Genomic DNA, 11415 nt, shown 5'->3' on the forward strand with positions numbered 1-11415 from the left:
CTGGACGCTGCGCGCCAGGACGTGCACGATGAGCGGGATCGTGACGAACCAGGTCACCAGGCAGTAGGGGCACAGGGCTCTCTCGACCGCGAACGCCTGATACTGGAACCAGACGAGCCATGCCGCGGCTCCCGCCATGCCGACGCACAGGAGGCGCCACACCCACGGGTTCAGGCGGCTGCCCGTGAGCAGGGCGAGGGCGAGGGCGACGACGCCGCTGAAGAACATGAGCCCGAAGAGGGCGTTGGGGACGCCGAAGAACAGGGCGTTGGCCTGGGAGCGGAGGAACGCCGAGCATCCCACCAACGGGTTGATGTCGCATGAGAGGCTGGCGCCGGGGTCGGCGAGCTGTTCGCGCTCGGCCAGGACCAGGCTCAGCGACGCCCACATGCCGACCGCGCCGCACAGGAGCATGAGGACGGACAGCCCCCGCGGGGCGCCCCCCGCCGTCTGCTCCCGGCTCGGACGGGCGTCGCGGTCCTCGTCGACCCCGTCGATGTACCGCTGAAGCTCCTCGTCGCTGAGCGAATCGAGTTCCACCTGCGTCATGGTGCCTCCACATGTCAGGGAGGGCCCGGCTGCCGGACCCTCCTCCAGGCTACCGGACGCCCCTCGCCCGTTCGACGTATTCCTCGACGAAGGCCGCGGTCTCCTCCCATCCGGAGACGGCGCGGGCCTCGATTCCCAGGCGCAGGACAGGGAAGTCGTTGCCGCCTTCGTCGAGTCTGTCGCCGACGAAGAGCATCTCGTCGATGCCGATGCCCGTCTGAACGGCGAGCTCCGCGATGCCGTAGGCCTTGTCGATGCCCTTGCGGGTGATGTCCACCGACGTAGAGCCCCCCGAGCGGACTTCCAGGCCGGGGAGCCTGGCCGAGCACGCCGCCCGGAGGAGTTCCTTCTTCGAGCCGTCGGGATCCCAAGCCCTCTTCGCTTCCAGCGGAGCCTCCTGGCCCAGAGCCGAGAATGTGATCTGGGAGCCGCGATCCTCCAGGATCGCCCCCCACGTCCGCTCCTCCCACAGTCCGAGGCGGCGCGCCTCCTCCTCGACCGCGGACATCGCCTCGCGGCGCTCCTCTCGACTCAGATCCCTGGCGTAGACGTCCGTCCACCGCCCGTCGCGCCGCACTGTGTATCGAGTGCCGCACGTGGGCATGAGGTGGAGTCGGGAGAGCTGTTCCTCAGTGGCCCGGAGGTTGCGCAGGAGCTGGGCGTCGAACTGGCCGAACTGCCCGCCGGATATCACGCAGACGTCCGCGACGTCCAGCAGGCTTCGCAGGGCCGCGGCCATGCGGTCCGGCAGCGGCGACTTGGAGGGCGCGAGGGTCTCGTCCAAGTCGAAGGCTATGAGCCTGTAGGAGCTCATGCCCGGTTGTTCTCTCCCGGCTTCAGGGCGATCTCGACGACCACGCGGCTCAGCGCGGGCAGGAAGAGTCCGAAGGCCGTCCACGCGACGGCGCCGAAGAGCTTGGCGGCGATCGCCATCCCTCCCCAGGGGACTTCGCTGGCCGCCACGGCGATGAACTCGAAGAGACCCCACACGGCGAAGGACATTCCGGCGACGATCGCGAGGATCTGGACCAGCTTGGCGACGACGTGGGCCCGCTTGACCGAGAAGTCCAGGGAGAAGAGGGTGCCGAATCCCGACGGCTGGGCCTGGGGGTAGCCCTGGGGCGCGTACCCGTAGCCCTCTTGGCCGGGAGCGGGGGCCGAATAGGCCGACGGCGCCCATCCCTGCTGACTCGGCTGTTGCTGCTGGAAGCCGCCACCGGCCTGCGGATCGGCGCCGTAACCGGCCTGGGGGTCGCCGTAACCGATTTGCGGGTCGCCATAGCCGGCCTGCGGATCGGCGCCGTAACCGGCCTGGGGGTCGCCGTAACCGTGGGAACCGGGAGTATTGGGGACAGTCATGTCTATACCTTTCATGTGGCAATGCCGAGGAGACTCGAAACTGAAGAGTCAACAGGGCTCATTCTTATTCACCGAGAGGGTGGAGCGCCAGTTGGTTCGCAGGCCCGGGCATGAGTTCCCCGCTTCGCGAGCACCGCTTCCGCCGGGATCGAGGCCAGCCCGTCCGCAGGCCGGAGTCGCCCGGGAGCCGGGCCGCGCTAGACTGATACGGTTATGTGAGCTGCGGCATCGTGCGGCTCACGCCATTTCGTCGAATCCGAGGCGGAGGAACCACCTGTATGGCCACACCCCACATTTCCGCGCAACCCGGCGACTTCGCCCCGGCGGTCCTCATGCCCGGCGATCCACGCCGAGCCGAGCGCATCGCCGGCCAGCTCATGCCCGACGCCCGGAAGGTCTCCGACGTCCGCGGCATCGTCGGATACACCGGGACACACGAGGGACGTCCCCTCTCTGTCATGGCCTCGGGGATGGGCCAGCCGTCCCTGTCCATCTACGCCACCGAGCTGTACTCCTTCTACGGAGTCGAGCGGATCGTGCGAGTCGGCACCTGCGGCGGCCTGTCCCCCAAGGTGGCGGTGGGCGACGTCGTCATCGCCATCGGCGCACACACCGACTCGGCGATCGTCGACTCGATCTGCCCGGGCGTGCGCATCTCGGCGACCGCCTCGTGGAACCTCTTGAAAGCCGCGGCGGACGCCGCCGGAGAGGACCCGTCGGTCAAAATCGCCCCCGTCGTCTCGCGGGATCGCTTCTACGGGAACCCGGCCGAGCAGACCGAGCGTCTGGCGGGAATCGGCACGCTCGGCGTCGAGATGGAGGCGGCCGCCCTGTACTGCATCGCGGCCGAGCTGGACGGGCAGGCGCTGGCGGTCCTGACCGTCTCCGACCATCTGCTCGACCCCTCCCAGAACATGAGCGCGGCCGATCGCGAGACGAGGTTCGGCAAGGCTCTGGCTCTCGCGGTCAGCGCCGCCCTCTCCTGATCGGCCGCCGCATGGGACTCTCGACGTCGCACGAGGACTACCTCCGCGCCATATGGAAGCTGAACGAGTGGCAGGACCATCCCGTCACGTCGGGCGAGCTGACGCGCGCGCTCGGGCTGTCGCCGTCGACCGTCTCGGAGGGGGTGCAGCGGCTGGTGACGATGGGATTGGTCCGGCACGCCCGCTACGGCAAGATCTCCCTGACCGAGGAGGGGCGGATGCAGGCCCTCCGGCTCGTCCGAGCCCACCGGCTCATCGAGACCGCGCTCGTCATGTGGCTGGGGTACTCGTGGGACGAGGTGCACGAAGAGGCCGAGCACCTCGAACACGCCGTCTCCGAGACCTTCGTCTGCCGACTCGACGCCGCACTGGGGCACCCCCGGTACGACCCCCACGGCGACAGAATCCCCCCTCCCGACGCCTCGCTGCCCCACGCAGATCCCCCCGCCACCCTGGCCGACCTCGACGAAGGGGCCGACTGCGCCATCCTCCGAGTGGCCGACGACGACTCCCGAGTCCTCAAGGAGCTCTCCGACCTCGGCCTTCTGCCCGGCGTCCGCGTCGCCGTCCGGGGAACCCGGCACGGCCTGGGCATGGTCTCGCTGGACGTCGCAGGCCACCGGGTGGACATCCCGAAGAGCGTCGCAGCCGCCATCGCAGTCGAACCCAGCCAGCGGCATGCGGCCGATCAGGCCCATTCGACGAAGACGCAATCGACGTAGGCGGCAGGGATCCAGAGGCCGCCCTCCTCGAAAAGCAGGAGGTCGACGGCGTCCCACTCGCCTTCATCGATCGAATCCATGTTCTAATTATCAACCTCGATTCCGACACCCGCCGCGGATTGCCTCCCCGCCATTTGCCAACGCCTCTCGCAGTTGCCCGCGCTCGGCCGGAGGATCCGCCCCATCGCGTCCATTCGAAGTGACTCACCGCACAACGTCGAACGTCACACGTCCGCACGCTTGCCCGCGCCGACACCGCATGGTTAACTCGTCACCAGTTCATCAAGAGCAGCCGAGAGACGTGGCTCATCGACACTGCAGCAACCCGGGTGGCCGGGTGCTTCCGCCACGACCGATGGAGGGGTCCCATGATCGATCTGATCGACGTCCGCAAAGTGTACGCTCGACGCGGCGCCGAGCCCGTCATCGCCCTCGACGGAATCAATCTCACCATTCCATCGGGCGACATCCACGGAATCGTGGGCGAATCGGGAGCCGGGAAGTCCACGCTCATCCGATGCCTGACGGCCCTCGAGCGCCCCACGGAGGGGCGGATCCTCGTCGACGGCGACGACCTCACTCGACTCTCCCCCCGAGAACTGCGCAACGCCCGCCGCCGGATCGGCATGGTCTTCCAAGGCGGAAACCTCCTCGACTCTCGCACGGCCGCCCAGAACATCGCCCTGCCTCTGCAGATCGGCCCCGAGGTGCGCCGCAACCGCTCGGACGTCCACGGGCGCGTCTCCGAACTGCTCCGGGTGGTGGGCTTGGAGGGACGCGCATCCTCCTATCCCTCCCAGCTGTCGGGCGGCCAGCGCCAGCGCGTCGGCATAGCCCGGGCGCTCGCGGACAACCCCTCGGTCCTCCTGTGCGACGAGCCCACGTCTGCCTTGGACTCCGAGACGACCGACCAGATCCTCGACCTGCTCAAATCGGTTCGCGCCTCCTTCGGAGTCACCGTGCTCGTCATCACCCACGAGATGGGCGTGGTGCGCAGGATCTGCGACTCGGTCACGCTCCTGGAGCGTGGGAAGATCGCCGCGACCGGCGCGGTATCGGACGTCGTGGCGGACACCGCCTCGGCGCTCTCGCGCCGGATCGTGCCGAAGCCTTACATGGATCCGGACGCTTCGAGGGGGTCGGCGATCGTCGACATAGCCTTCACGTCCTCCCCCGGCGAGCCCACCGGCTCCCGGGTGCTCGGCCTGGCGGCCGAATTCGGCGCCGACATAGCGACGGGCTCCTTCGAAACGATCGGCTCGACTCAGGTCGCCCGCCTGGCCCTGACCGTCGATCCCGCCCACGCGCAGCGGATCGCCCGGAGCTTCGCCGCGGCGGGAGTGAACGCGGAGGTGCGGGCATGATCCCGCAGTGCGCTCGCCTGGCGGCCGGCAACGACGACTGGCTATGGTTCGACGACCCGGCCATCGAGGAACTGTGGCCGTCCACGCTGGAGACCCTTTCCATGGTCGGGCTCTCCTCCCTCATCGCCGTCGTCTTCGGCGCGCTGCTGGGCGTCGTCCTCAAGGCGACGCGACGCGACGGCCTCCTGCCGGCTCCCGCCGTCAACGCCGGACTGGGCTTCATCGTGAACATCGGCCGGTCGATCCCCTTCGTCATCATCATGTTCCTCCTCATCCCCTTCTCGCGCTTCGTCACGGGGACGGGATCGGGGTGGCTCGGCGCGACGATACCCCTGGGCATCGCGGCCATCCCCTACTTCGCCCGCATGGTCGAGTCGAATCTCGACGGAGTCGAGCAGGGCAAAGTCGAGGCCGCGCAGATGATGGGGGCGTCCCGCGGCAAGATCCTGACCGGGGTGCTCGTGCGCGAGTCCATGCCCGCCCTCATCCAGTCGACGACGATCCTCGTCATCACGCTCGTGGGGTACTCGGCGATGGCCGGTCTCATCGGCGGAGGCGGCCTCGGCTTCATGGCCCAGAGCTACGGGTACAACCAGAGCGTGTGGTCCGTCCTCATCATCATCGTGGTCGTCATCGTCGTCATCGTCCAGATCGTCCAACTCATCGGCGACATGCTCAGCCGGCTGGTAGACCACCGCTGAGGAACTGCCAGTCGGAGCCCGCGCACCCGTTCGCGAAACCCATCGAACTCCGAGTGCGTTTCCTCGCGCCGGGCGATGAGGGTCGGATCCCCCGCCTCCCCGCGGCAGTCCGACGCCTTGGACCGCAGCACCGCCTCGCATCCAGGCCATCGCCCTCCACGCAGTAGCCCACACTTCGCTAAGGAAAAACCGATGAAGACAATCAAGGCATTCACCTCGCTCCTCGCCGCCGCAACCCTGGCCCTGTCGGCCTGCGGGGCCGGCGATTCGGCGGCGGTCGTCGTCGGGGCGTCCCCCGTGCCCCACGCACAAATCTTGAAATACGTCAAGGAGAACCTCGCCAAGAAGGCGGGCATCGAGATCGAGATCAAGGAATACCAGGACTACAACGTCCCCAACTCCGCCCTGAAGGACGGCGACATCGATGCGAACTTCTTCCAGCATCTTCCCTACCTGAAGGAAGCCTCCTCCTCCAAGGGTTACAAATTCAATCACGGAACTGGAGTACACATCGAACCGTACGGCATATATTCGAAAAATATCAAAGATCTCAAGAAACTACCCAAGAATGCGCAAGTCGCGATAACCGATGACCCTTCGAATCAAGCTCGCGCGCTCGAGCTTCTCGCCAAGAACGGCATCATAACGCTTCCCAAGGACAAGAAAGCGACTATCTACAACGTCGAGAAGAACCCGAAGAACATCACCTTCAAGCCGGCCGGCGCTCCGTCGATTCCGAAGATCCTCCCGGACGTCGACATCGCGATCATCAACGGGAACTACGCTCTGGAGAACGGCCTGAAACCTTCGAAGGACGCCATCTACCTCGAGTCGGGCGAGGGCAACCCCTACGCCAACATCCTCGCGTGGAACTCGGCGGCCTCCGGCAAGAAGGCAGCCTCCATCAAGAAGCTCGACGAGCTCCTCCACTCCCCCCAAGTCGCTGCCTACATCAAGAAGACGTGGCCGAACGGCGAGGTCATCCCAGCCTTCTAGGCGGCGGACGCGGCGACGGGGCGGGCGGGGCCCTCCTGTCCGCCCCGTCGATCAGCCGCCTCGGGCTCCGTCCGCCTCGGAGCCGCTCGTGACGCGCAGCGAGGCGGTCGCGCCGCGTTCGGCGTAGGCCATGGCGTGGTTGAGGGGCGTGTACGTCCCGGGCTCGCGGGGCGCGAACTCGACGAAGCCCCCCTGGGCGACGGCGACCGCGAGACCCTGCGAGCCGGCGCTTCCCGCCGAGCCCTGCGCCGGGTCGCATCGCTGCACCGCCAAGCTCGAGACGTCGCAGCCCCGGCGGATCCGGTACGCACCCTCGTACCACACGGTGTCGAATTGGGCTCCGACCACGTGGAAGGGCAGGTCGAGGTTCGGCCCGGCGGAGATGACCCAGATGCGCACTCGCTCCCCCGTCCTGGCTTGGAGCGGTCTGTGAACGTACTGGAACGGGTATCCGTTGAACGCGACGGCGCTGGGCGTGGCGCTGCGGACCGCGTCGGCGTCGGTGCCCTGCTTGAGGTTCGCCGACCAGTACTGCTCGGCCTGGATGAGGTAGTATTCGCGGTCCACGCGGTCGAGGCCGGGAGGATCGACGATCACAGCGCCGTACATGCCGTTGGCGATATGGGTGGACAGCGGCTTGGTGCTGCAGTGGTACAGCCAGATGCCGCTGCGCCTGGCGGTGAAGGTGTAGGTGAGCGACTGCCCCGGAGCGATGGTGCGCATCGGCTGGTCGGGTGAGACGTCGCCCGCGTGGAAGTCGATCGAATGCCCCATCGTCCCCTTGTTCGTGAGGGTGACGACGAATGCGTCCCCGACTTTTCCGCGCAGGACCGGCCCGGGAACCGTCCCGTTGAAGGTCCATACGCGCTGTTTGCGGCCAGGCGCCACCTCCTTGTCGACCTCGACGGCTTCGAGCGCGATGCGATGCGTCGTCTCGGCGCTCGCCGGAGGGACCGTCGCGTCTCGCGCGGCGAATGACGGGCCGGGCTCGGCCGAGAGCTCCGCGTACGTCGGCTGGAGGGGGCTGCGCGAGGTCCCCGGAATTCCTCCGTGGTCGTGGCCGCCGCCCGACGCCGGCGTCCTCCCGGGCGAAGGCGAGGCGCTTCCGGCCCGATCCTTGCCCACCGCGACGATCGTCACGGTCATGCCCGCCTGCCGGTGGCCCACCACGGAGCACCAGCCGCCCATGTTCCCGTTGACGACTCCGACGTCGACGGTGCGGCTCTTGCCTGGGTCGATCATCCCCGTGGCGGCCCCGTTGTCGACGACGAGATCGTGCTGCTGGTCGCTCGTGTTGCGCACCGCGATCTGCAGGCGGTTGCCGCGGGGGACCTCGATGCGGGAGGGGGTGAAGGAGAGCCCCCTGACGGCGATCCTGACTTTCGTCACCTCGGCGCCGGGGTCGGAGACGGCGCCCCCGGCCTGGCCTCCCCCGCCCGGCGAGCCCCCGTTTCCGCCCCAGGCCACGGCCACGACCAACGCGAGGGCGGCCAGTGCGGCGCCCAGGCTCAGTCGGGTGCGCGGCATGGCCCGAGGATGCCCTCGGGGGTCTCGAGCCGGTGAGGCGCCGGCTTCGCCGGAGCGCGGAGAGACGGCATCGGTCCGTGGGAGGCCCACGGGCAGCCCCGCCTTCTGCTCTCCGGCGGCCTTCCCCGGCTCCTGCGGGACGGCCCTCTCCCCCGCCTTCCGGGCCGGTTCGCCGTCTGCGCCTTCGACTCGCCGCCTCTCGGACTGCCGTGGGCCGGCCTCCGGCTCCGGGGCGCCTGCCGTCTTCTGCCGCAGGGAGAGGACGGCGACGAGGAGGAGGCTCGCCGCCGCCGCGATCACCGCCAGGGTGAGGGCGGCCCGCTGCGTGCGCTCCGAGCGCGTGAGGACCGCCACGAGCATGCCGCCGTTGATGAGGAACCATCGGGCCGCCGCCGACGGCTCGACCTTCTCCAGGGTTCTGCGCAGACGCGTCGGCCCTCCCCCCATGACCACCGGCAGGAGGAAGGTGAGCGCTCCGATGACCGTCTGCACCGCTCCGGCGCCGATGAGCATGCCGTACTTGACATAGCCCGCACTCCCGGCGTCAACGCCGGCCGTCAGGAGCTGGACGGCCCACGTCGCCGCCGCGGCGAGGATCCACGTCATTCCCGCCCCCACGAACCAGCCGTCTCCGACGGAAAGCATCGATCCCCGCCACGACTGTGCGACGGGGACGAGGATGAGGGCGCTCGCCGCCATCCAGACGAGGACGGCCACCCCCGCGAGGCGGGCGAACCCTCCTGCCGCGAGGAGCGCGCCGCCGCACACGGCGCCGGCGAGCGGGGGAAGCGCCCGTCTCGACCATTCCACGGCTTTCGGGGACATGCGGGCGCGGGCGATCGTCGGGCCGAAGGTGACGAGCGTCCCCAGGATCGTCAGACCGACGAAGCCGAGCAGCATGCACATGGCATGGGCGAGGACGAGGTCGTCGTGGTGGAGGCGAACGGCCTTGCGCCAGAGCGAGGCGAGTGAATCGTTGGTCGCGTCGACGGCGAGGAGCGTGCCGAACGTCGCGCCGAGGATGAGAAAGGCCCCGGCCGTCGCGTGGAAGCGCAGGGTGGCTGCGGCCCGCCCGAGGAATCCGCCCTTCGTCGCCGTATGCAGGGCCCACAGGTGCCACGCCATGGCGCCGATGACGGTGGCGGGCCCCGTCAATGCCAGTGCCTGGCCGGCGATCCCCGCTCCAGCGATCGCGATCCCGAGTTGGACGGCGCCGGCCGCCATGAGCACGAGTCTGGCGAGCTGATGCTTCTGGGACTGCTTCCTGCGCGTCAGAGCGTCGGCGAAATGCCACGTCCACACCAGGATCGCGCTGGCGACGAAGCCCAGCCCCGCGGTGTGGACGAGGTACCAGCGAGGCTCGGGCAGAACGGTTTGAAGCGCCAGGACGAGGAGGAGCGTCGCCGCCCAAGCCGCCTGGATTCCGAGCGTGATGCGATGCCAGAGGGAACGCGGGCGCAGCGCAGACGTCATGGCCCCATCGTAAGTAGTTTCCCGCCGTGCGACCATGGCGACAGCCGCGCCGGGGACCGCGGAGATGCGCTGTCCGGCCGTCGGCGGGCGGTTCGATGCCGGCGCCCGCGCGCTTGACCTCCGTCCGAATGGAAACCATGATGAGGGCATCGGAACAGTGGCGTCAAGCACATCATTGCTCCGACGCCGTCGATTGAGAACCCCGGAAGGAACGGTCATGTTCACCACTGCGCACCCCGACTCATCCCTCGCCGCGTCATCCTACGCCCCCGCGTACGACCGCTCGAAGCTCAGCACCGGAATCGTCCACTTCGGCTTGGGCAATTTCCACAGAGCCCACCAGGCCATGTACCTCGACCGTCTCATGGGCAAGGGCCTCGCCTTCGACTGGGGCATCTGCGGCGTGGGAGTCATGCCCCAGGACGCGAAGATGCGCGACGTCATGACGTCCCAGGACGGCCTGTACACGCTCGTCCTCAAGCATTCCGACGGGACGCTCGAACCGCGCGTCATCGGCTCCATCTCGAACTACCTCTTCGCCCCGGACGATCCGTCGGCCGTCCTGGACGTCATGGCGGACCCGGCGACGCACATCGTCTCTCTGACGGTGACCGAGGGCGGGTACAACATCGACGACGAGACCGGGGAGTTCAAGACGACCTCGCCGGGCGCCGTCCACGACGCCGAGCACCGGGACAGCCCTCAGACGGCTTTCGGCTTCATCGTCCAAGCCCTCGCCCGCAGACGCGAGCGGGGCGTCCCTCCGTTCACGGTGATGTCCTGCGACAACCTCCCCGGGAACGGGAACATCGCCCGAACGGCGGTGCTGGCCCAGGCCCGCATGGCCGATCCGGAGCTGGCGGAGTGGATCGAGGCGAAGGTCGCCTTCCCGAACTGCATGGTGGACCGCATCACCCCCGTGACCACGCCGGAGGACATCGAACACGTCGCCGGGGAGTTCGGCCTCCACGACGGCTGGCCCGTCACGGCCGAGCCTTTCGAGCAGTGGGTGCTGGAGGATCGCTTCACCGACGGTCGGCCCCCGTTCGAGGACGCCGGAGTGCAGATGGTCGACGACGTCGTCCCCTACGAGCTCATGAAGCTGCGGCTGCTCAACGCCTCGCACCAGTCGCTGGCCCACTGGGGCCGCCTCATCCCCCAGGTGTTCGCGCACGAATCGGCCGCCGACGCCGACATCCAGGCCTTCACGCGCGCCTACCTGGACCGCGAGGCGCTGCCGACGTTGCGTCCCGTTCCCGGCATCGACCTTCCCGCCTACGTGAACACACTGTTCGAGCGCTTCACCAATGCGGGCATCGCCGACACCCTGGCCCGCCTGGCACAGGACGCCTCCGACCGGATGCCCAAGTTCGTGCTGCCCACGGTTCGCGACAATCTCGCCGCCGGCCGCTCGGTGGAACTGGGGGCGGCGATGTGCGCTGCCTGGGCTCTCGGATGCGAGGGCCGCGCCGAGGACGGTTCGCAGATCGTCGTCGACGACCAGCAGGGCGAGGCGCTCGTAGCCGCGGCGGCCAGGCAGAAGGACGGAGAGGACACCGCGTTCGTCTCCAATGAGCTCGTCTTCGGCTCGCTCGGCCAGGATCCTCGATTCGTCGAGGCGTTCACCGGGGCGCTGAAGGCGATTCGCGAGAAGGGAGCTCGCGCCGTCCTGCGCGAACTCGTCAGCTGAGGGCGTCTGCGGATGCGCCGGGCCGCCGGCGGGCGGCGAACCCCGCCC

General features: G+C 68.6%; 10 protein-coding genes. 6 read left to right on the forward strand and 4 right to left on the reverse strand.

All coding sequences use genetic code 11. The features are described from left to right. The 3 genes from HMPREF0043_RS10780 to HMPREF0043_RS11535 form a co-directional block, all read right to left on the reverse strand. Positions 1–549, reverse strand: a 549-nt coding sequence (locus HMPREF0043_RS10780) for a vitamin K epoxide reductase family protein (RefSeq protein WP_021602394.1), incomplete at its 3' end; no start/stop codon positions are given. A gap of 49 nt (positions 550–598) precedes the next feature. Then, positions 599–1363 (reverse strand): HAD-IIB family hydrolase, encoded by a 765-nt coding sequence (locus HMPREF0043_RS07455; protein WP_021602395.1) that lies wholly within the window; start codon positions 1361–1363, stop codon positions 599–601. Further along, positions 1360–1908 (reverse strand): hypothetical protein, encoded by a 549-nt coding sequence (locus HMPREF0043_RS11535; protein WP_051317495.1) that lies wholly within the window; start codon positions 1906–1908, stop codon positions 1360–1362. Before HMPREF0043_RS11535 ends, HMPREF0043_RS07455 begins: the two co-directional genes overlap by 4 nt. Before the next feature lie 278 nt (positions 1909–2186). On the opposite strand from HMPREF0043_RS11535, the gene HMPREF0043_RS07465 reads away from it, so the two are divergent. The 5 genes from HMPREF0043_RS07465 (at position 2187) to HMPREF0043_RS07485 (ending at position 6677) form a co-directional block, all read left to right on the forward strand. Beyond that, on the forward strand, positions 2187–2894 hold the full coding sequence (locus HMPREF0043_RS07465; protein ID WP_021602397.1) for a DeoD-type purine-nucleoside phosphorylase: 708 nt from the start codon (positions 2187–2189) through the stop codon (positions 2892–2894). 11 nt (positions 2895–2905) lie between these two features. Beyond that, on the forward strand, positions 2906–3616 hold the full coding sequence (locus HMPREF0043_RS07470) for a metal-dependent transcriptional regulator (RefSeq protein WP_021602398.1): 711 nt from the start codon (positions 2906–2908) through the stop codon (positions 3614–3616). Positions 3617–3984: 368 nt separating this feature from the next. Further along, positions 3985–4980 (forward strand): methionine ABC transporter ATP-binding protein, encoded by a 996-nt coding sequence (locus tag HMPREF0043_RS07475; RefSeq protein ID WP_021602399.1) that lies wholly within the window; start codon positions 3985–3987, stop codon positions 4978–4980. Beyond that, positions 4977–5681 carry a methionine ABC transporter permease gene (locus HMPREF0043_RS07480; RefSeq protein WP_021602400.1) on the forward strand — a complete coding sequence of 235 codons (705 nt, stop codon included), beginning with the start codon at positions 4977–4979 and terminating at the stop codon, positions 5679–5681. The genes HMPREF0043_RS07475 and HMPREF0043_RS07480 overlap by 4 nt, the downstream gene beginning before the upstream one ends. Positions 5682–5873: 192 nt before the next feature. Next, a complete protein-coding gene (locus tag HMPREF0043_RS07485; protein ID WP_021602402.1) occupies positions 5874–6677 on the forward strand; it encodes a MetQ/NlpA family ABC transporter substrate-binding protein in 804 nt (267 codons plus the stop codon). A gap of 51 nt (positions 6678–6728) precedes the next feature. Here the strand turns inward: HMPREF0043_RS07485 and HMPREF0043_RS07490 are convergent, their stop codons facing one another. Continuing rightward, entirely contained in the window at positions 6729–9677 is a 2949-nt protein-coding gene (locus tag HMPREF0043_RS07490) for a multicopper oxidase domain-containing protein (RefSeq protein WP_040318128.1), read from the reverse strand. A gap of 217 nt (positions 9678–9894) precedes the next feature. On the opposite strand from HMPREF0043_RS07490, the gene HMPREF0043_RS07495 reads away from it, so the two are divergent. Next, positions 9895–11367, forward strand: a complete 1473-nt coding sequence (locus HMPREF0043_RS07495) for a mannitol dehydrogenase family protein (protein ID WP_021602404.1) — start codon at positions 9895–9897, stop codon at positions 11365–11367. The last annotated feature ends 48 nt before the right edge of the window (positions 11368–11415 follow it).

Origin of the sequence: Actinobaculum sp. oral taxon 183 str. F0552, assembly GCF_000466165.1 — a bacterium.
Classification (GTDB): Bacteria; Actinomycetota; Actinomycetes; order Actinomycetales; family Actinomycetaceae; genus Peptidiphaga.